The following is an 18,243-nucleotide window of genomic DNA, read 5'->3' as shown; positions in this document are numbered from 1 at the left end:
GTGCGGTATGACCCTTAAAGAGCGCCTCATAGCGGTGTGTACCGCATACGCAGATGCACGGAAGCTTAGCCTTTCGCGTGTTTCGACTATCGTATTCGGCGACGGGAAGGTTCTGTCTCGTCTGGAAGGCAACTCAGACCTGACGACCAGTCGGTATGAGGCTGCTATGCAGTGGCTCTCTGCCAATTGGCCAGAGGGTATTGATTGGCCTGTCGATGTTGTGCGCCCCGACGTTAGGGGAGAGGCAGCATGATCAACTCATTGCAGTTTCTGTCGCTGATAGTGAGCCAGAGCGTAAGCGGCTCGGTTTCCGATCGTGACCTTGCGATTATTGGAACGGCACCAGCGAGCGACATCATCGGGGTCAGCGTACACACAGACGATCTCGAGGTTCTTCGGGATCCGCGCTTTTGCGATTGCAAAGATGATCTGCCAGCCAGTGTAGGTTTGCGGCATGTAATCCTCGCTGATTTGACGTGCTCTTTCGTAATTCTGTTCGGTCCAAACCAGAACGGGAGCGAAGCCCTCAGTGACTGCAAACTGTACCATTTCCCACCCCTTCCATTAGCAAAAAACGATGAACCGCTCAGCAGTGAGAGTCCAGCTTTGATGGAGGCTGCGTAATGTCTTCGATCATCATCTCCATTCCAGGCCAGTCTGATTTCGTTGTGAGCGGCGATAACTTGCGCTTGGATTTCAATTCGCCAGAAATGGCACAAGAAAAGCGACACGACGGGTTTCGTCCACCTGTCACGTTCGCAGTGCCGCAGAAGGCCGAGGTAGACGCCGCTGACCCGGTAGTCCTTCGACCAGTTCACGGCGAAGTTTCGTCTGTTGCCCCCGTTGCAGACGAACAGGCCAGTGCGGCTGACGGCCTCCCTGTCGCGCTGGCCACCCCCAATCTTCCGGAGCGTGCTGCGCACCAGATCATCAAGTCTGGTCAGCAACACAAATCCAAAGCTGATGCAATTCTCGCTGTGCGTCCAAACTGCAAACGTCCAGGAGAAGTAACCTGTGGCGGTTATGGCAAGAACCACTGTGTGGAGTGCAAACGCTCTACGGCGACGGGGGAGGCGGCTTGAATGTCCAGCCTCTCTGAAATCGCCTGTGATTTCATCAAGACTGACCCAGCACTCGCGAACGAGGTGGCGCGTCAGCTTGCGCCTAAGACCGGACTGACCCCACGCCAGCGTGACGCTCTGAAATTCATATCGGATTACGCAGCGAAGAATGGCGTCTCTCCTTCGTTCGAAGATATCCAGCATGGGCTAGGTCTGCATTCACGCAGCGGCGTTTCCCGTCTCGTTGATGCGTTGATCGAGCGTGGGTGTCTGCTCAAGCTCTCGAACAGAGCGCGCTCCCTCACGGTTTTGAGGGCAGCGGCATGAGCAAGTTACTCAGCATCGCTACAGACACGGCAATCCGCCTTCGTGATAGGTGGGTGCGCAATCGACCAGTTCTCTACCATGGCACGCGCTACATAGACGCCATTGTCGAAAGCAATTCGATCCTCTGCGCACCCTATGGAGACACCTGCGTGTCTCTCACCCGTAGGCCTGAAACCGCTATCTATTTCGCATCCCTGCCACGCGATGACGAAGACGAACGTGGTGCCGTGCTCATTCTCGACCGGCAGAAGCTGCAAGCTGCCTATCGGATCGACATCCGCCACTGTGATTGTTTCGGTGGCGCATCGAATGACGAGGCAGAAGAAGCGATCTGGAAGGATGTGGTCGATCTTCGACGGTTCCTGATTGATGTCGTCTACGTCGATGACGTTCGCGTCGATATCGAGGAGTTGGCGGCATGATCTGGGCGCTTCTCTCATTCGTCGTCGGGATCGCGGTAGGGCGGGCATCTAGCCAAAAGGTCGGCAAAGCTCAGACCGGTGTTGTCAACGACCAGTCTGGGCCTTCCGAGTTCACCACGTATTGGGGAGGGCGCTAATGACCCTCCCAAATCAAGTTCCAACTGCACCGATCTACGAAATTTGCGGTTCTCAGGTCGGCACATTCTCGATCCCTTTTCTCACTTACGACATGACCCGCTTCGTGGCCCCTGCCTCTGACGAGGACAGAGATAGCGAGAAGGAAATGTCATGCGTGACAAGTTCTCCGACAGGGGCGTCAAAATGTCAGTAACGCGTATCGAAGACCCTACGTGGCTCGGTGAAGAGGCAAAACGGATGTCTGCGGAACTGCTTCGCAAGGAGCATCGCGGACCCGGTGACACCATCGAAGCAGCTGCGGATCGTCTTCAAACCCGTCTCCGGGTTCCATCAGCAATCATCCTCCAATGCTGGAACAGACCACCGCGCGAAATGAAGGTTTCGCGCTGGATGGCAGTCTTTCGCGCGCATTTGCAGGAGTTCGGCAACCGAGCCGAAGCCAATTACGAGGAAAAGCGAAATGATACTCAAGCCCATCCGGTACTGGCTGGCCTCGCTGATTTTATCGCTGGGAAACCTTCTCGCCAGCCCGAAGCATAGCCGTCGCTTTGCCTTTGCCTTGGCTGCCTGCGTCGCTGCCATCGCTTTGACCGTCGCCTACAGCGCGTCCGCCGAAATGGGCCTGATCGCCCGACCAGCCCGAACACATCTCGCCAACCCCGTCGCTTGGTAAACAGAGGAGAACGCAGCAATGAACGCAGGCCATAACTCAGACCTGACGCCAGCCGAACTGAAGGCGCTCAAGTTTCACCATTACAAGGCGATTTCTGCTCAGAAGGCGAAGGTTGAAGCGGAGCAGGCAGAATACAAGCGTCTCCGTAAGCTCGCAAAGGCTGACACCATCATACTTTCCGATCTGGATTTCATGATGAAATGCGCTGCGGTTGAAGATGATGCGGTCATCACCGACAAGGCCCGACGCGAAGCCGAGATCATGTCTTGGTTTGCCCTCCCAGTTCATTTCCAGTCCGATATGTTCGGCGGCACTGATCGTGAACCACTGGTGGACCGCGCACGTCGCGAAGGTGAAGCCGCCGGTTATGCCGCCAAGGATTGCGCCACTGATTACGATGGCGAGGCCCGTGAGGCATGGATTGCCGGCTGGCACGATGCGCAGGGCCAGATGCTGCGCGATCTCGCATCCGCCATGGAAAAGCGAAACACGGCAGTTGATGGTGACGAGCTGATCAGCGGTGGCGAAGAGCCTTTCCCGGTCGAAGACGAGGCAGCCTGATCATGGGATATAATGAGTTCCTACAGGCTAAGGCGGCGATTGCTCCCAAGTTTGGGGGGCTTGATATTGATGAGCGCGAATTGAACCCCGCGCTCAAGCCTCACACGCGCCGCATGGTGGCCTGGGGTTTGAATGGTGGCCGTCGCGCTTGGTTTGCAAGCTTTGGTCTTCACAAGACCTCAACGCAACTCGAGGCAATGCGTGTCATCTGGCGCAAGACAAACAAGCCGGTACTGATCGTTATTCCTCTCGGTGTTCGCCGGGAGTTCATCACCGAGGCAGCAACGCGCTTCACTGGTAAATTCTCGATCGACCTCCGGTTTATCAAGTCCGATGCCGAAATCGACGGGCCTGCGGTCTATCTGACCAACTACGAGAGCGTGCGAGACGCCAAGATCAGCCCGGAGCAGTTCGAGGGTGTTTCTTTGGATGAAGCGGCCGTGCTGCGTGGCATGGGAGGGACAAAAACGTTCCGCACGTTTATTCGGACATTCATGGACGTGCCGTATCGCTTCGTCGCGACGGCCACCCCAAGCCCGAATGATTACATCGAGCTTCTTAGCTATGCCGGGTTCCTCGATGTGATGGATATTGGTCAGGCGAAGACACGATTCTTCAAGCGGAACAGCGAGAAGGCCGACAATCTGACCCTGATGCAGCACAAGGAACGAGAGTTCTGGCTGTGGGTCGCATCCTGGGCCTTGTTCGTCACCAAGCCCTCAGACCTCGATCCGACCTTCTCGGATGAAGGCTACGATCTTCCACCTCTTGATGTCCGATGGCATGAGCTTCCCGTTGATCATCTGGCCGGTGCTGGAAACGAGCGTGACGGGCAGGGGCGTATGTTCCGCACAGCTACGATCGATCTCTCGACAATGGCGCGTGAAAAACGGGACAGCCTGCCGGATCGAATTAACAAGCTGATGGAATTGCGCGCGGAAGAACCCGGTGCACATCGTCTCATCTGGCACGATCTGGAAGCTGAGAGAAACGCCCTCGAGCGCTCCATTCCGAACCTCGCCACGGTCTACGGCTCGCAGGACTTGGACGAACGAGAAGATCTGATCGGTAAGTTCGCTGACGGTTATATCGCAGAGCTAGGGGCAAAGCCGGTCATGCTCGGGTCGGGTACGAATCTGCAGCGTCACTGCGCATGGTCCGTGTTCCTCGGCATCGGCTTCAAATTCAACGACTTCATTCAGGCAGTTCACCGCCTGCGCAGGTTTGGCCAGGCATCGGCCGCTGTTCGCTTGGACCTCATCTACACCGAGGCAGAGCGCGAAGTTCGACGGTCGCTTGAGCGTAAATGGCGTCAGCACAACGAGATGGTTCAAAAGATGATCGACATCGTGAAGCAATACGGTCTGTCAGAGATCGCAATGCAGCAGGCGCTTGTTCGTGCACTGGGCGTCGAACGGATCGAAGTGAAAGGCGGTCAGTACCGGATCGTGCATAATGACTGCGTAGACGAAACGCGACGTATGGCTGATGGATCGGTGCAGCTCATCGTAACGTCGATCCCGTTCTCCACGCAGTACGAATACAGCCCGAACTATGCAGACTTCGGCCATACCGACGATGATCCGCATTTCTGGCACCAGATGGGTTTTCTTATCCCTGAACTGCTTCGCGTGCTTGAGCCTGGTCGCATAGCTGCAATTCATGTGAAAGATCGCATCGTGCCGGGCGGCATCAACGGTTTCGGCTTCCAGACGCTTTCGACACTCCACTGCGATTGCATCCGCGAGTTTCAGCGCCATGGCTTCGCATATCTCGGCATGAAGACCATCACGACAGACGTGGTGCGCGAGAACAACCAGACCTATCGTCTGGGTTGGTCTGAACAGTGCAAGGATGGCTCACGTATGGGCTGTGGAGTGCCGGAGTATCTTCTGATCTTCCGCAAACCTCCTACGGATCGGAGCAATGGCTATGCCGACAACCAGGTGCGCAAGCCAAAGAAGGAATGGGACCCAGAAGCCAAGGATTGGAAGAACGAGCTTGGTTACAGCCGCGCGCGCTGGCAGATCGATGCTCACGGCTACATGCGCTCGAGTGGTGATCGGTCTCTTCTTCCTGGCGACATGGATGGCCTCGAAGCCGATCAGGTCTACAAGGTCTGGAAGGCCTATAACCTAACCGCAGTCTACGATTTCGAGCATCATGTGACGATTGCCGAAAACCTCGAGATGAGCGGGCGGCTTCCGCCAACTTTCATGCTTCTCCCGCCGCATAGTGTTCACCCTGAGATTTGGACCGATGTTGCACGAATGCTCACGATCAACGCAGAGCAGGCGCGCAAGGGGCAGGAAATGCATCTCTGTCCGCTTCAATACGACATCGTAGACCGAGCAATCGCGCAATACACCGAGAAGGGCGAAACCGTCTTCGATCCATTTGGCGGACTGATGACGGTACCGTTCCGTGCCGTGAAGCTCGGCCGCAAGGGCGTCGGCGTCGAGTTGAACAAGGGCTACTTCCTCGACGGCGTGAAATACGTCGAAGCCGCTGCCCGGCATGTCACCACGCCAAGCCTGTTCGATGCTCTGGACGTAGAGAAGGCTGCAGCATGATCATTCTGGGCCTTGACGCTGCTCAAGCCACTGGCTGGGCGTATTACGACACTCAAGCATCATTGAGCGCAATCCGCGCCGGTACCATCAAGGCGACTGGCGATGATTACGAGCACAAGGCTGCCACGCTCGGCCGTGGCTTGGTGAAGCTCATAAAAGAGAAGCGCCCCGACTTCGTAGTGATCGAAATGCCAATCCGCACGCAGCCTACGAAACAAAAACGCAGCATGAAGTTCATGGGCGAGGAGACAGTCGAGGAAGCGGCAGGATCAGGCCTAAACGCAGTGATCTCGAGCAATCAGATGGTTGGGGCTGTGTCTGCAATCATTGGTGCCTACAATCTGCCATTTGCCACAATCCCATCAGTCTCTTGGCGAAAGCAGTTCCTAGGGTTTGGTACCCGCAGGGGCTGGCAGCGGACGGACTGGAAGAAAGCCGTTCGCGACCGGTGCTCACAACTGAAAATCATCGTCACGAATGACGACATGGCTGATGCCGTGGGCGTGGCTTTCGCAGGCTCCCAGCTTCAAGCAGCCAAGATGCTCGAAGTCGAGAGGAGGGCGGCGTAGTGTCACTCTTTATTTCCCCAGGGTGGGATGGCGTGGGATTGGCTAATTTTCGCCAGGCTGCGACCACTGAACTCGCACTTAGTTTCTATCCTAAGCTCGACGTCCACCAAATTGTCGTCAATTGGGTCCTCCAATTCAATCTGGAGCTCAGCAAACGAAGGCCTTTGCTGCTTGTCCTCCCACCCTGGAAGGAGGGTGGGGTAAAGGAAGGAAGCGTCACGAAAACTAGGCTCTGTTTCCGTCTTTTTCTTCATGCTTCGAAGTTCGATTTTTTCACTCTCGTTAGAGACATCAAATCTAAATGTCAGTTTGCGTCGGTTCCAGTTTACTACCCTGATGCTCAGGCTGAGAGGCGCGAGGCGCTCGATATCTATCGAAGGTTCTGCTTCGCCAAGAAGATAGGCGGTCTGTTTGCGCTGTTGATCGAGCTGGCCAATAATCGCAATTATCGATGCTCCTGCTACGATCGCTGCTGCCCATCCACTAAAAGCAGAAAGCCATTCTCTCGTACAAAGCGTCGGAGTTTCACCTTCGAGGCACCAAGACGGCTTATAGCCGTACAGTCCAAACCATGTGTGGCCAATCAAAATGATTCCGAGCAATGCGAGGGCCCAAAAGGCCGCTACGCTGAACTTGTGACCAAACATATTATCCCTCGATCAACACTTTTGCGGGAAGGGCAGGCTTTATGAACGCCTATTCCGGTAATGTGAAACCAGCTCTACCCGACGCACTTGAGGCTGAACAGGCCCTGTTGGGCGCACTGATGCAGAACTCGGACGCTTACTGGCGCGTGGCTGCTTTTCTCAAGCCGATCCACTTCATGGAAGACATTCACAAGCGTATCTATGAGACGATCGGCACGATGGTTTCACAAGGTCGATCAGCTAACCCGATCACGCTCAAGCCATATCTTCCTGCATCTGAAATGATCGGTGGCATTACCGTTGCGCAGTATCTCGTGCAGCTCGTGGCGGAGGCCGTGACGGTCATCAATGCATATGACTATGGCCGTGCAATCATCGAGGTGTGGGCGCGAAGCCAGATCATCAGCCAGATGGAAGATATTATCCAAATGGCGCGCACCATGCCGATCGACATGACACCGGAAAAGATCATCGCGCACGCCGCCGGGGAACTGACAAGGATTGCGCAGGAAGGCAACGAGCGCGCCGGATCGACAAAGTACGGGGTTTTGCTACCAGCAGCGGTAACGAAGGCAGCGCAGGACAGCGACAATACCGCCGCGCGCATTCCTTGGGTTCTTCCGGAAATGTCTGGTGCGCTTGGCGATATCCGCCGCGGCAACCTGATCGGGTTCATGTCTGATAGTGGCGGCGGCAAGACTTCTTTGAGCTTGCAGCAATGCCGTTTTGCGGCGGAACGCGGCTTCAAATCGGCACTGTTCTCGATCGAAGTTACTGAGGAAGAAGCAGCTCTGCAGGCCGCGGCACAAAGCACGCGCATCTCACTTTCGAGGATCGACAACTACACGCTCGATACTCAGGAAACTGCGAACCTTGAGCGCGAAATCGCATCATCAACCGATCTGCCCTTTTACATCGTCGGCTTTGGTGAGTGTTCATTGTCGGACATCCGCATCAAAGCGGAAGCGATGGTGAAGAGCCACGGATTGGATCTGATCGTTATCGATCATGCCAAGATGATCAGCCTGCCAAACCCAAAGGATATGTTCGCGGAGCGTGTCAACGCGCTCTATCGCGGCCTCAAAGCCATCGCCAAAAATCTGAACGTGGCGATCGTCATCCTCATTCAGCGTAACGACGAATGGAAAGGCCGTTGGAAGGCTGGCGGCTCAATCCGTCCGATCATGGGCGATGCCTACGGCGGCAGCTCTGTGAAGCAGAACCTGGATGTTTGGTTCTCATTGTATCGACCTGAACCTCTTTATCAGGAGCTTATACCGACCATGCCGCCCGAGCGCGTCAGGGAAGGCGAACTCACAAAGAAGCAGGTCATGCTTGGCAAGCTCGAGCAGTGCCGAAGCCGAGCATGGATCATCAATCACAAGCGCCGAAGAGGCGAGCCAGGCAAATCGCCTGAGATCAGGTTCGACGGCGAATACACGCAATTCCTTTCCACGTCCGAACAGTTGGATGAAGCATTCGAGGGCTTCCTATGACCAAAGAATTCATGCCCGAACATTCGCAGATGCCATACGGGTCGAAGTACCGGCCATTGTATCGCTTATTCGTAGGTGAGCGCTGGCGCTTCATCATCCGGAACAAAGTGCCTGTCGAGTTCGACACAGCCCACGCAGCGCGCGAAGAGGCAAAGCGCCACCTGACAGCATTGCTCAATCCTCAAATCCGCTCTGAACAAATGGCGACCGATGAAAGCAACGTATTGGCCGCTGAAATCATCGGCTGGCGTGAACGGCGGGAGCAGGAAGCTTTAGCAGAGCGCCAGCGTGTGTTTTCGGCGCCATCCAAAACGGTATTCGCAAAGGGTGGTCGTCAGGTTGAGGTAGAAATGCGGAGGAAGCGGAGATGACCCGCGCGCTATCCTACAGCCACACAGAGGCAGGCATCCGCCGTAAAGCTCTTGAGCGCCATCAGGCAGCCCTTGCAGCGCAGAGAGAGACATCGCGACTGGAAGATGATCGTAAGCAGAGGGCATTGCGTATCAAGGCCGCTGTGGCGAGTTTTAGGATAATCGAGGTTGATCTTCGTCCACATAAGCCGAGAAAGACGTATCGCCCGACCTATGCGCGCATCGAAGCCCGCGCTTGTAAGCTCTTCGGGCTAACTCGCGTGCAGCTTCATGCACGTGGACGTGAGGTTCGGATCGTCCAGGCACGACAATTCGTCATGTACTGGACTGTTCGACTAACGACCCTTTCAAAGCCAGAAATTGGGAGGCGAATGGATCGTGATCACACGACCATCCTACACGGCATACGCGCTCACCAGGAGCGACGTGCAGCAATGGGCCGTCGTTTAAGGAATGCCCGATGATCGGCCGAGCAAAAGTTGAAGAGGGCACCGCCATGATGCCCTCACAAAATTCAAACATCCCTTGGATCAGCCTCCTCCGGAACGTTGTCGCCGCCAATAACTGGCTTGTCAGTTGGCCGAGGGGTTATGCCTGCCTCCCGCGGGCCTTGCGGGTTGCGGTCGGCTATTGGATTCGGGAGCGGTTCTTTACCTTGCGGAGCAGCACCGCTCGTTTTCGGTGCCGGGCTATCCTCGGCGCGCTCGGTATCCGTGGTATCGCGTTCATCGCTTTCTGGTACGCCGGCAGCGCCGGGGCCACGGGTGGGCGGTGTGTTTTGGTTAGATTGCATGGTTACCTCCTGTCGAAATCAACCGAGGTAACCGTCGAACGTTCCCACGCGAGCGCCGCATGATCTCTGCGCCGGATATTTGTGAGGAGTTTGGCATCCGCATCATCCCGGCGAACGTGGTGCCGGGGGTAGGAGAAACACGTGCACCTACAACAATCGAGCGCATCATAAAGCGAAGGGGTGAACCCCATGCTCGGATGGTGTTAGGCACTCTGGCAGAAACAGCTAACAATAAGGCGCAGCTCGATGAGACGGCGCTTTGGTGCGTATCGGACATGCTTATTGCAGCGGAGCGCAACTTCCCTTCGATCATTCAGAACGATGTGGAGCAGTGGTATGCGTTCTTCGATAGTTTGCCGCTAGGACAGCTACAATATTGGTGTCTCGGGCTTGAGGGGGTGATCTCTAAAAGACACGCCCTTGGCGGTATGATATTTGAAAGAATGGTTCGTAAATTCAGCGCCTTATCGGCTCAGCCCGATCTTTTGGATGACAGGAGACTATGATGGACGCCGGCTTCATTCTGGAACTCTTCATCAAAGGTGCTGAAACGGAAGCGAAGATGCCGGCCAACGGTGAACGACCGAAGAAGGTCAAGTCGCAAAGCTTTGGCTATGTCCATAGCTTTGAGGACATGCGTCAATGGGGAACAGAGCGTCTTGAAGAGCATCGACGGGCGTTCTGGACAGGCATGAACGGTCGTGTGAGCGCGGAGGATGTGTCGTCATGGGAGCTTTGCAACGATCTGATGAAGCAGGTGAGGCGGGAGCGTGATCGCCGATGCCTCTGGGCCTATGCCCGGTCCAAGATGGAACGACCTCGCTCATTCAGTGCCTGGTGCAAGAAGGATGAAGGTATCCATCGAAATTACGGAAAAGCGTGTGCTGACCGTGCAGTCGAGGAAATTTTACTCTTTGTTGATTGTAAGCCATTGCAGCATAAAGGAAATCATGAAACCTGCACCTTGCAGGACGAGGCTGATTTCGAGCATAAAGCAATTACACTAGGCGAAGGTGCGCCGGACGAAAGGCGGACTGAGCGGCACTGGATGGCACCTGATGCTAAGCCCTTGCACTTCGATGATGGTCTTCACGATTTTGACTGGGCTGAGGCTCGAAACGCCAAACGTCGAGAGCAGTATAGGCAACGAAAGACTGCGGCTTGAATGGATCGTGGTCATGATCACTTTGCCAGAGCAGCGTGAAGAAATATAGAAATGCTGCCGATAAAATTGATGAAAACATCGCGTAGTAACTTAAGAACTTTAGTTCGATTAAATTTACGCATGTTTTATCGAAAGAAGTTCTTGTAAGGTTCCTCCCGATATTCTCTGCTTGTTCAGGAGGCGTTCGTGCTACATTCGACGTATGTGAAATCACTAATGTGATGGCGGCGCGCCTCGATCGCGCCGCCAATTCCGAAAGGCTTAGTTAAGCTCGGCAAGGAGATCGTCGTAAACCTTGCACGCACCGGCTAGGTCGGTAGCGGTCTGAGATTGGGCGGATGCCATCTTCTGAGCGACTTCACTTGCTTTCTGCGGGTCCTTCGCAGCCAGCTCCTGCATCTTCTGAGATACCTCCGTAGCTTTAGCGGTCGCTTCTTCTGCGGTGCAAGCAAAGGCAGCAGGAGTTGCGGCGAGAACGAGAGCAGCAGTCAAAAGATAAGCTTTCATAGGTGTATTCCTCATTGACCTGTTAGTGACGGAACAGGAGTACACCATCGCTAGACGGTTCAGTGTGAACGCTAGTTTCAATTTACATTTCGGCGTGTTGCATATCCTGCAACAGCGGAAACTCAGGCGATAGTGTGCGGGGCTGTACCGGAGATAGCAGCCATCGCTGTCAACCACACACTTATAAGCGGCCCGGCGGTCGCCTGGTCTCGTCACCGATTATCTAGACTGCGTCATCCCAAATGGTCCGAAACTTCTGCTTGTCGGCTTTGGATAGTTTCATCCGCTCGAAAGTAGGAAGATTCGAATTTGGACGCCTGAAGACAGAACTGTTTTGTCGATCGGCGTAAAACATGAAATGGCTTTGGTGATCGTGGTTATGGACCGTCGTGTAAATCAATCGACCTGAAACTAATAAGATTTCGTCGTCTCCGACATGGTTGCGGTTAAACGCTTCGATATCCGTCCGGTCCTCAACATCGAGGCCTACAGTAGTTTTTTCTTGCGCTCCTAGACGCGTCCATATGTTCAACTTTATTTCGTCAACCTTCACAGATGCGGGCTTCGATCCACGTTTGATAATTTCTGCCTTTGCGCCAATCAAAAAGTGAGTTGCCGGGGTGGCACCGGTATTGGTAACGCGGGCTGTAAACGGGGTTGTAGTCCCATGCTCGATGGCTTCGACAAACGCATACGCCTGGCTTTGTATTTCGTTTGCGAAACGAGCTTCCAGCATAGCACGTCGGGTTTGGCGAAGAGATAGAAAGAGTCCAAGCAGCGCCCCTGCGCTGACCAATGCGCTCGCACCTGAAACAATTACTGTCCACATGGCCCACTTTGCCATGGTTTGTTGGGCTGCCAAATCTAAGTAGGCGAGTGCTGTCTCTCTGTCCAATGCGACATACGGATCGATCATGGCTGTCCTTGCGAATACACGTCACGAGAAGTTTGCTCAGGCAGTTGCAGCGGGCGCTTCTGCGACAGAAGCTTATGCTCAAGCAGGCTACAAGGGGGACAGGACCGCAGCGTCTAGGTTGTCAACAAATGTCAACATCATTCGCAGGATTGACGAGATACGAAATAGGATGTCCGAGAAAGCCGAATGGAACGCCGCTGACAGGCTTGCTGCCCTAAAGCGCATCACTGATGCCGCGGAGAAAGACGACCCTCGTGTGGCTGTCTCTGCCATCAGCGAGGCAAATAAGATGCAGGGCAGTCATGCGCCTGCCAAGCACCAGCACTCCGGCCACATTGCGTCTGTCGACGTAACCAAGCTCAAGGGCATGAGCAACGAGGAGCTAGACCTTCTTGAACGTGCACTTGTCCAGATTGGCCTTGTTGACGGCGATACGCCAGGAGAAGGAGGCGAGGCGGTCTGAGGAGGATCGTAAAGCTGAGCGGGAAGGGCTGCTCGGTTCGCATGCCCACTTTACCAAGAAGTTTTTTTTGGAAAAAGAGGGGCAGGCATTCTCGGTAGCGCCGTTCCATGGCGTCATCTGCAACACACTCGATCGGGTTTTCTCCGGTGAGATAAAGCGCCTGATCATCAACGTGCCGCCTGGCTACGGTAAGACAGAGCTTGCGGTTATCAACTTCATCGCACGCGGCTTTGCCATCAACCCGCGCTCTCGCTTCATCCATGCGAGCTACGCCCAGACGCTGGCACTCGACAATTCGAGCAAAGCGAAGGACGTCATCAACCTGCCGGGCTACCAGGCTCACTGGCCTGTCTCAATGCGTTCGGACACGGATGCGAAAGGCCTATGGCGCACAACTGACGGTGGGCATCTACGCGCCGCTGCATCGGGTGAGCCTATCACTGGTTTCCGTGCTGGCATTCTTGCAGAGCCGGGTTTCACTGGCGCGCTGGTCATCGACGACCCGCTAAAGCCAGACGACGCCAGTTCGGATGCCAAGCGCAAGTTCATCAATGCGCGATGGGAGAACACCTTCAAGTCGCGTCTTGCGCATGAGGATGTGCCGGTCATCGTAATTATGCAGCGCCTGCACATCGATGACTTCGTGGCGCACCTGCTGAAGAATTCCGGCGAGCACTGGCATCTGCTTAAGCTTCCTGTCCTGATTGATGGGGAGTGCCAAGCGCCTGCCGGTGAGGTGACCATGATCCCGCATGGGCTGCCTAATGGCCCGCTATGGGACCAGAAGCACACACTTGCACAGATCGATACGCTCAAGGCTGCACCGCACGTCTATTCAGGGCAATACGCACAGGAGCCGACCGTAGAAGGCGGGAACCTGTTCAAGCCCATGCTGATGCCGCGCTACGAGGAAATCCCGCGCCTGTCATGGCGTGCGATCTATGCCGATACGGCTCAAAAGACCAAAGAACGGAACGACTTTACGGTATTCGAGCATTGGGGGGCTGGCGTCGATAACCGCGCGTATCTTCTGGAGGTTGTTCGCGGTCGGTTTGAAGCGCCGGAGCTTGAAAAGACGGCCTATGCGCTGTGGTCGCGTTGCAAAGACATGGATGCCAATCGCTACGGGCATCTTCGCAAGATGATGATCGAAGACAAGGTGTCCGGCACCGGTTTGATCCAGTCGCTTGGTCGTAAGGCAATCCCGGTTATCGCGATCCAGCGTGACAGGGACAAATACACCAGAGCGCTCGACGTTGTGCCTGCCGCTGCTGCCGGTTTGATCGTTCTTCCAAAGTCGGCTCCATGGCTGGAAGAGTTCGAGAACGAGCTAGCGGCGTTTCCCGATGGTCAGTTTGACGATCAGGTGGACCCATTCATTGATGCCGCGATGGATATCTGCGGGTTCCTCGGCATGAACCTAGACAACCTATGAGGCCCGCATGTCGGCACCTGTGATCTATGGCCCAGATGGCGGTGTGCTTCGGCGTGTCGGTGATGGACTTGCAAACGCTATGGCTGGTTTGGGTACTGAGCGCGATAAAGCCGCGTCTGTATACTATGCTGACCCGCTACATGATGAGCGTCAACTGGTGGCCGCTTACCGTGGATCATGGCTGCCGCGCAAGATCGTGGATATTCCGGCACTTGATAGCTGTCGTGCATGGCGCGCTTGGCAGGCTGGCAAGGAGCAGATCGAAAAGATTGAGGCAGAAGAGAAGCGCCTCGGTATCCAGTCGAAGGTTTTGAAGGCGCGCAAGAAGGCACGCTTATTCGGCGGCGCTGCGCTGTATTTCGACCTTGGAGACGATGCCAGCCAGCCGGTTAATCTGGAGAAGGTGAAGCAGCGCGGCATTCGGTTTGTCACTGTGCTGTCGGCACGGCAGTTGCAGCCCGGCGAGATCGAAACAGATCCCTTGCAGCCAGAGCATGGCCGTCCAAAGGATTATGTCGTGGTGTCGGGCAATCGTGCTGCCACGCGCATCCATCCATCGCGACTGGTGATCTTCTATGGCAATGAGATGCCAGACGAGGATTTCACCAACGGCGCATCGTTTGCCTGGGGTGATAGCGTCCTGACCTCAGTATTCGAAGCTGTGAAGCAGGCCGATGCCACCAATGCCAATATCGCCAGCCTGATCTTTGAGGCGAACGTGGACGTGGTCACGATGGAAGGCCTCATGGCCTATGTCGGTACGCCTGATGGTGAGAGGAAGGTAACGGAGCGCTATCGCCTTGCTGCCACGGCCAAGGGCATCAACCGCATGCTCATTCTGGATGGCAAGGAGACGTATGAGCGCAAGAGTGCGAGTTTCGCATCACTGCCTGATTTGATGGATCGATTCTTCCAGAATGTGTCTGGTGCAGCTGATATCCCGATGACGCGCCTATTTGGTCAGTCTCCAGGTGGATTGAACGCCAGTGGCGAAAGCGACCTGAAGAATTACTATGATCGTATCGCCTCGTCGCAGTCGCTGGAGATGCAGCCAGCCATGTTCAATCTGGATGAAGCAATCATTCGCTCGGCTCTCGGCCAGCGTGATGCCGAAATCTATTACACGTGGTCGCCGCTCTGGCAGATGAGCGAAAAGGAAAAGGCGGAAATCTTCAAGAACAAGGCGGACGCTGCACGATCTATCGCCGGTACTGGTGGTCTGTCGCCAGCACTGATGCCTATCGAAGCTCTCAGCGATGGTCTGGTCAATGCGATCGTGGAGGATGCCTCATTACCCGGTCTGGATAAGGCCATCGACGAATACGGCTCTCTCTCGAAGCAGAGCAAGGAAGATGAAGACAGTGAGGATGCAGCGGCTGCAATTACTCCAACTCCTGCCAATGGCGATCAACAGCTACGGCTAGCTGCCAACGATGCCGCGCCACGCACACTCTATGTTCGTCGTGATGTTCTGAACCGTGACGAGATTGTCCGGTGGGCGAAGGAGCAGGGCTTCACGGATATCGTGCCAGACCTGCACGTCACCATTGCCTACTCACGCGAGGCCGTTGACTGGTTCAAGATGGGTGAAAGCTGGTCGCCACGTTTGGAGATCAGTGCAGGCGGTCCGCGTCAGGTGGAGGCTTTGGGACGGGAAGGGGAATACAAAGCCCTGCTGATCACGGCCAACGAGCTTGTCTGGCGACACAAGGCGATGATCGAGGCCGGGGCATCGTGGGACTGGCCTGATTACCAGCCCCATATCTCAATCCAGATCGGCGGCGATATCGACCTGTCTACGGTCAAGCCATATCAGGGTCGCATCATTCTTGGGCCGGAGATTTTCGAAGATCTTCGCGATTAAGAAGGAGTGGATTCTATGCCACTGGGTAACTTGTTAGTTTCTGGATCGCTGAGGAACTCAATGTAGAGTTTTCCTAACGCGGTTGTCCTCGAACTTGCAACGCCATCTCTGCTCATCGTTGTGTGTAAGCCCGCGTCATCCATGAGGCCAGCCCCTTGTAAGTCTTTAAGTAGTATTTCGCATATTGCTTGGTTTCTTGCTAGGTCGGGAGCTGCTGCTCGGATAATTTCGAATGTCGAACCCATGCCTAATGTTTCAAGCCGCTTCGCCGCCGCTGGGACAGATTTGGGGTCATTGTAAATGCGTAGCAACCGGATGTGATCAACTGTGAACCGGTCTGTGAATTGCACGAACAATGCGCGGACTGTTTCGTTCATATTCGTCGCGATAGCCGAATTGATTATCGCGTTTCGTAAGAGTTCCTTTTTCGACTCGTGTACTGTCCGAGCAGATATTTGCGCGCATTCGATGAATGTAGCTTGAAACTGCTCGTTACTAGCAAGTTTCTCAGGAGAGATGGCGTCAATTGACCCCTCAATCTCTCCAAGTCGCGTTACAAGTTTCTCATAGAATTCGTCTCTACGCTTCTGCGCAGGGTCTCCAACGACGAGGTTGAAGAATTCAACAGCGCCACCTCCAACTATAGGAATGGACGCTATCGTTCCGCGTGCCACGGCAACAGCAAAATCCTCTTTTGTTCTCTTAACTGGCGGTTCCATTAATCCTCCTCGCCTTGTTACCTGCTGGAGCAGTTTAAATGAAGTTTACGGATAGTGTCACTGTCGCGGGGAAGCCGCGCCGGACTGATGACGGCTATTTGATCGTCACTGCCAAATGCGTTCGAACCGGCATTCAGATGTACACCGGCGATGAGCTTGGCAAGCCCGAAATGAAGCTGGTGCGCGTTTATCGTGCGCCAGAGGAAGTCTTCGCCAAGGACAGCTTGCAAAGCTTCAGTCACACGCCGATCACCATCGACCATCCGAAGGATCAGGTGACTGCTGATAACTGGAAAGAGCTTTCGGTAGGCGAGGTCAGCACTGCTGCAAAGCAGGTGGATGACTGGATAGAGCTTCCACTAATTTTCAAGGACGCTGCGGCAATCACTCAAATCGAGGCCGGCAAGCGTGAGCTTTCAGCCGGTTATGTCGCTGAGTTCGATTTCACGCCCGGTGTCACGCCTGCTGGCGAGGCCTACGACGCGTCTCAGCGGTCTATCCGCATCAATCACTTGGCGCTGGTCACAAAGGCCCGTGCCGGGTCTCAAGCTCGCGTTGGCGACAGCGCGAATACCTGGGGCGCTGCCCCGATCCCTGCAACCATCGATAAGGAGACCATCACGATGAGTGATGCACTTCGCACTGTGGTCGTGGACGGCTTGTCGGTGCAGACCACCGATCAAGGCGCTCAGGCCATCGATAAGCTTCAAAAGGCTGTCGCTGATGCCGTCAAGAAGCTGGCTGACGCGGAAACCAAAGCCAAAACCGATCTCGACAAGAAGGACGAAGAAATCGGCACCCTCAAAGCCGACAAGAAGAAGCTGGAAGATGCTGCCCTCAAGCCAGAAGACATTGATCGTCTGGTGACGGGTCGTGCCTCTCTGGTGACCTCCGCAAAGGCGTTGGACAGCAACATCGTCACGGATGGTAAGTCCGATGCGGATATCCGCAAGGCAGCCGTCACGGCGCGCCTCGGTGATGCAGCGGTCAAGGATGCGTCCGAAGCCGAAATCTCCGGCATGTTCAAGGCGCTCACCAACGACGCCCAGCCAAACGACAACGTACGCGAAGCGCTGCGCACGCAAGATCACTCCGTGGTCACCGGTGATGCGTGGAACGAGAACGTGTTCGCTGCTGCTGGCGTGAACCTAAAAAAGGGAGCCTAACCCATGGCACAGCTCAACGAAAATCGCGGCACGGCGACCTTCCTCGTGTCGGAAGCCAACGGCATGTATCGCTCCCGCGATGAGGCCACCGTGGCTGCTGGTGCGGCTCCTGGTCTTCTCGCTGGCACGATCCTCGGCAAGCTCACGGCAGGCGGCAACTTCGTCCGATACAACGCTGCGGCGTCGACCGGCGCGGAGGAAGTCGCAGGCATCCTGTTCGAGGCTGCTATCGGCACAGTCAAACGCACCATCGTCACCCGCGACTGCGAAGTGAACGGCGCGCATCTCATCTATCCCGAAGGCGCTGACGACGCTGCGAAGGCCACCGCCAACGCTGCGCTTGCTGCGCTCGGCATCATCGTTCGCTAAAGGAGGCC

At 55.3% G+C, this 18,243-nt stretch carries 23 protein-coding genes; 17 read left to right on the top strand and 6 right to left on the bottom strand.

Annotated elements, in window-relative coordinates:
* Positions 1-258 precede the first annotated feature (258 nt).
* Positions 259-549, bottom strand: a complete 291-nt coding sequence (locus IE151_RS16110; RefSeq protein ID WP_189492550.1) for a hypothetical protein — start codon at positions 547-549, stop codon at positions 259-261.
* A gap of 74 nt (positions 550-623) precedes the next feature.
* Between IE151_RS16110 and IE151_RS16105 the strand changes: the two genes are divergently transcribed.
* From IE151_RS16105 to IE151_RS16075, 7 genes are all read left to right on the top strand, one after another.
* Entirely contained in the window at positions 624-1,082 is a 459-nt protein-coding gene (locus IE151_RS16105; protein WP_189492547.1) for a hypothetical protein, read from the top strand.
* Positions 1,083-1,388, top strand: coding sequence for a LexA family protein (locus tag IE151_RS16100; protein ID WP_189492546.1), 306 nt, complete (start codon positions 1,083-1,085; stop codon positions 1,386-1,388). It abuts the gene before it with no gap.
* A complete protein-coding gene (locus tag IE151_RS16095; RefSeq protein WP_189492543.1) occupies positions 1,385-1,810 on the top strand; it encodes a hypothetical protein in 426 nt (141 codons plus the stop codon). The genes IE151_RS16100 and IE151_RS16095 overlap by 4 nt, the downstream gene beginning before the upstream one ends.
* Positions 1,811-2,098: 288 nt before the next feature.
* A complete protein-coding gene (locus IE151_RS16090; RefSeq protein WP_189492541.1) occupies positions 2,099-2,488 on the top strand; it encodes a hypothetical protein in 390 nt (129 codons plus the stop codon).
* Positions 2,489-2,639: 151 nt separating this feature from the next.
* Complete coding sequence (locus IE151_RS16085; protein WP_189492538.1) at positions 2,640-3,182, top strand: hypothetical protein; 543 nt, start codon at positions 2,640-2,642, stop codon at positions 3,180-3,182.
* Between the two features lie 2 nt (positions 3,183-3,184).
* On the top strand, positions 3,185-5,755 hold the full coding sequence (locus tag IE151_RS16080) for a DNA methyltransferase (RefSeq protein ID WP_189492534.1): 2,571 nt from the start codon (positions 3,185-3,187) through the stop codon (positions 5,753-5,755).
* Positions 5,752-6,324 (top strand): RuvC family protein, encoded by a 573-nt coding sequence (locus IE151_RS16075; RefSeq protein ID WP_189492531.1) that lies wholly within the window; start codon positions 5,752-5,754, stop codon positions 6,322-6,324. Before IE151_RS16080 ends, IE151_RS16075 begins: the two co-directional genes overlap by 4 nt.
* Before the next feature lie 2 nt (positions 6,325-6,326).
* Here the strand turns inward: IE151_RS16075 and IE151_RS16070 are convergent, their stop codons facing one another.
* Positions 6,327-6,971 carry a hypothetical protein gene (locus IE151_RS16070; RefSeq protein ID WP_189492528.1) on the bottom strand — a complete coding sequence of 215 codons (645 nt, stop codon included), beginning with the start codon at positions 6,969-6,971 and terminating at the stop codon, positions 6,327-6,329.
* A gap of 41 nt (positions 6,972-7,012) precedes the next feature.
* On the opposite strand from IE151_RS16070, the gene IE151_RS16065 reads away from it, so the two are divergent.
* Genes IE151_RS16065 through IE151_RS16055 form a run of 3 tightly spaced genes read left to right on the top strand, consistent with a single transcriptional unit; the run spans position 7,013 to position 9,302 of the window.
* A complete protein-coding gene (locus tag IE151_RS16065; protein WP_189492525.1) occupies positions 7,013-8,467 on the top strand; it encodes a DnaB-like helicase C-terminal domain-containing protein in 1,455 nt (484 codons plus the stop codon).
* Positions 8,464-8,838 carry a hypothetical protein gene (locus IE151_RS16060; protein ID WP_189492523.1) on the top strand — a complete coding sequence of 125 codons (375 nt, stop codon included), beginning with the start codon at positions 8,464-8,466 and terminating at the stop codon, positions 8,836-8,838. The genes IE151_RS16065 and IE151_RS16060 overlap by 4 nt, the downstream gene beginning before the upstream one ends.
* Positions 8,835-9,302, top strand: coding sequence for a helix-turn-helix domain-containing protein (locus IE151_RS16055; RefSeq protein WP_189492520.1), 468 nt, complete (start codon positions 8,835-8,837; stop codon positions 9,300-9,302). Before IE151_RS16060 ends, IE151_RS16055 begins: the two co-directional genes overlap by 4 nt.
* Positions 9,303-9,352: 50 nt before the next feature.
* On the opposite strand, the gene IE151_RS16050 is transcribed toward IE151_RS16055, so the two are convergent.
* Complete coding sequence (locus tag IE151_RS16050; protein WP_189492519.1) at positions 9,353-9,631, bottom strand: hypothetical protein; 279 nt, start codon at positions 9,629-9,631, stop codon at positions 9,353-9,355.
* Positions 9,632-9,690: 59 nt separating this feature from the next.
* Between IE151_RS16050 and IE151_RS16045 the strand changes: the two genes are divergently transcribed.
* Positions 9,691-10,137 (top strand): hypothetical protein, encoded by a 447-nt coding sequence (locus IE151_RS16045; RefSeq protein WP_189492516.1) that lies wholly within the window; start codon positions 9,691-9,693, stop codon positions 10,135-10,137.
* Positions 10,137-10,796 carry a hypothetical protein gene (locus IE151_RS16040; protein WP_210310907.1) on the top strand — a complete coding sequence of 220 codons (660 nt, stop codon included), beginning with the start codon at positions 10,137-10,139 and terminating at the stop codon, positions 10,794-10,796. Before IE151_RS16045 ends, IE151_RS16040 begins: the two co-directional genes overlap by 1 nt.
* Before the next feature lie 261 nt (positions 10,797-11,057).
* Here IE151_RS16040 and IE151_RS16035 read toward each other — a convergent pair whose 3' ends face one another.
* Both IE151_RS16035 and IE151_RS16030 read right to left on the bottom strand, forming a co-directional pair.
* Positions 11,058-11,303 (bottom strand): hypothetical protein, encoded by a 246-nt coding sequence (locus IE151_RS16035; protein WP_189492510.1) that lies wholly within the window; start codon positions 11,301-11,303, stop codon positions 11,058-11,060.
* A 223-nt stretch (positions 11,304-11,526) separates the two neighbouring features.
* Entirely contained in the window at positions 11,527-12,219 is a 693-nt protein-coding gene (locus tag IE151_RS16030) for a hypothetical protein (RefSeq protein WP_189492507.1), read from the bottom strand.
* Here IE151_RS16030 and IE151_RS16025 point away from each other — a divergent pair.
* The 3 genes from IE151_RS16025 (at position 12,218) to IE151_RS16015 (ending at position 15,981) form a co-directional block, all read left to right on the top strand.
* Positions 12,218-12,682 (top strand): terminase small subunit, encoded by a 465-nt coding sequence (locus tag IE151_RS16025; protein ID WP_189492504.1) that lies wholly within the window; start codon positions 12,218-12,220, stop codon positions 12,680-12,682. The two genes, IE151_RS16030 and IE151_RS16025, sit on opposite strands and share 2 nt — an antisense overlap.
* A gap of 67 nt (positions 12,683-12,749) precedes the next feature.
* Positions 12,750-14,117 carry a phage terminase large subunit gene (gene terL, locus IE151_RS16020; protein ID WP_244636827.1) on the top strand — a complete coding sequence of 456 codons (1,368 nt, stop codon included), beginning with the start codon at positions 12,750-12,752 and terminating at the stop codon, positions 14,115-14,117.
* Between the two features lie 7 nt (positions 14,118-14,124).
* Positions 14,125-15,981: an anti-CBASS protein Acb1 family protein gene (locus tag IE151_RS16015; protein WP_189492501.1), complete on the top strand. Its 1,857-nt coding sequence runs from the start codon at positions 14,125-14,127 to the stop codon at positions 15,979-15,981.
* On the opposite strand, the gene IE151_RS16010 is transcribed toward IE151_RS16015, so the two are convergent.
* Positions 15,978-16,700: a hypothetical protein gene (locus IE151_RS16010; protein WP_189492497.1), complete on the bottom strand. Its 723-nt coding sequence runs from the start codon at positions 16,698-16,700 to the stop codon at positions 15,978-15,980. The two genes, IE151_RS16015 and IE151_RS16010, sit on opposite strands and share 4 nt — an antisense overlap.
* Before the next feature lie 38 nt (positions 16,701-16,738).
* Between IE151_RS16010 and IE151_RS16005 the strand changes: the two genes are divergently transcribed.
* On the top strand, positions 16,739-17,866 hold the full coding sequence (locus tag IE151_RS16005) for a DUF2213 domain-containing protein (protein WP_189492494.1): 1,128 nt from the start codon (positions 16,739-16,741) through the stop codon (positions 17,864-17,866).
* Positions 17,867-17,869: 3 nt separating this feature from the next.
* Entirely contained in the window at positions 17,870-18,235 is a 366-nt protein-coding gene (locus tag IE151_RS16000) for a head decoration protein (protein ID WP_189492492.1), read from the top strand.
* Positions 18,236-18,243 lie beyond the last annotated feature (8 nt).

The organism is Limoniibacter endophyticus (genome assembly GCF_014652835.1).
In the GTDB taxonomy this organism is placed as follows: Bacteria; Pseudomonadota; Alphaproteobacteria; order Rhizobiales; family Rhizobiaceae; genus Limoniibacter; species Limoniibacter endophyticus.
This window is presented reverse-complemented; position numbering and strand designations above follow the sequence as displayed.

Coding starts and splice junctions, on each gene's coding strand:
- IE151_RS16110 (WP_189492550.1), bottom strand. CDS start 549: ATGGTACAGTTTGCAGTCACTGAGGGCTTCGCTCCCGTTCTGGTTTGG.
- IE151_RS16105 (WP_189492547.1), top strand. CDS start 624: ATGTCTTCGATCATCATCTCCATTCCAGGCCAGTCTGATTTCGTTGTG.
- IE151_RS16100 (WP_189492546.1), top strand. CDS start 1,083: ATGTCCAGCCTCTCTGAAATCGCCTGTGATTTCATCAAGACTGACCCA.
- IE151_RS16095 (WP_189492543.1), top strand. CDS start 1,385: ATGAGCAAGTTACTCAGCATCGCTACAGACACGGCAATCCGCCTTCGT.
- IE151_RS16090 (WP_189492541.1), top strand. CDS start 2,099: ATGCGTGACAAGTTCTCCGACAGGGGCGTCAAAATGTCAGTAACGCGT.
- IE151_RS16085 (WP_189492538.1), top strand. CDS start 2,640: ATGAACGCAGGCCATAACTCAGACCTGACGCCAGCCGAACTGAAGGCG.
- IE151_RS16080 (WP_189492534.1), top strand. CDS start 3,185: ATGGGATATAATGAGTTCCTACAGGCTAAGGCGGCGATTGCTCCCAAG.
- IE151_RS16075 (WP_189492531.1), top strand. CDS start 5,752: ATGATCATTCTGGGCCTTGACGCTGCTCAAGCCACTGGCTGGGCGTAT.
- IE151_RS16070 (WP_189492528.1), bottom strand. CDS start 6,971: ATGTTTGGTCACAAGTTCAGCGTAGCGGCCTTTTGGGCCCTCGCATTG.
- IE151_RS16065 (WP_189492525.1), top strand. CDS start 7,013: ATGAACGCCTATTCCGGTAATGTGAAACCAGCTCTACCCGACGCACTT.
- IE151_RS16060 (WP_189492523.1), top strand. CDS start 8,464: ATGACCAAAGAATTCATGCCCGAACATTCGCAGATGCCATACGGGTCG.
- IE151_RS16055 (WP_189492520.1), top strand. CDS start 8,835: ATGACCCGCGCGCTATCCTACAGCCACACAGAGGCAGGCATCCGCCGT.
- IE151_RS16050 (WP_189492519.1), bottom strand. CDS start 9,631: ATGCAATCTAACCAAAACACACCGCCCACCCGTGGCCCCGGCGCTGCC.
- IE151_RS16045 (WP_189492516.1), top strand. CDS start 9,691: ATGATCTCTGCGCCGGATATTTGTGAGGAGTTTGGCATCCGCATCATC.
- IE151_RS16040 (WP_210310907.1), top strand. CDS start 10,137: ATGGACGCCGGCTTCATTCTGGAACTCTTCATCAAAGGTGCTGAAACG.
- IE151_RS16035 (WP_189492510.1), bottom strand. CDS start 11,303: ATGAAAGCTTATCTTTTGACTGCTGCTCTCGTTCTCGCCGCAACTCCT.
- IE151_RS16025 (WP_189492504.1), top strand. CDS start 12,218: ATGGCTGTCCTTGCGAATACACGTCACGAGAAGTTTGCTCAGGCAGTT.
- IE151_RS16030 (WP_189492507.1), bottom strand. CDS start 12,219: ATGATCGATCCGTATGTCGCATTGGACAGAGAGACAGCACTCGCCTAC.
- IE151_RS16015 (WP_189492501.1), top strand. CDS start 14,125: ATGTCGGCACCTGTGATCTATGGCCCAGATGGCGGTGTGCTTCGGCGT.
- IE151_RS16010 (WP_189492497.1), bottom strand. CDS start 16,700: ATGGAACCGCCAGTTAAGAGAACAAAAGAGGATTTTGCTGTTGCCGTG.
- IE151_RS16005 (WP_189492494.1), top strand. CDS start 16,739: ATGAAGTTTACGGATAGTGTCACTGTCGCGGGGAAGCCGCGCCGGACT.
- IE151_RS16000 (WP_189492492.1), top strand. CDS start 17,870: ATGGCACAGCTCAACGAAAATCGCGGCACGGCGACCTTCCTCGTGTCG.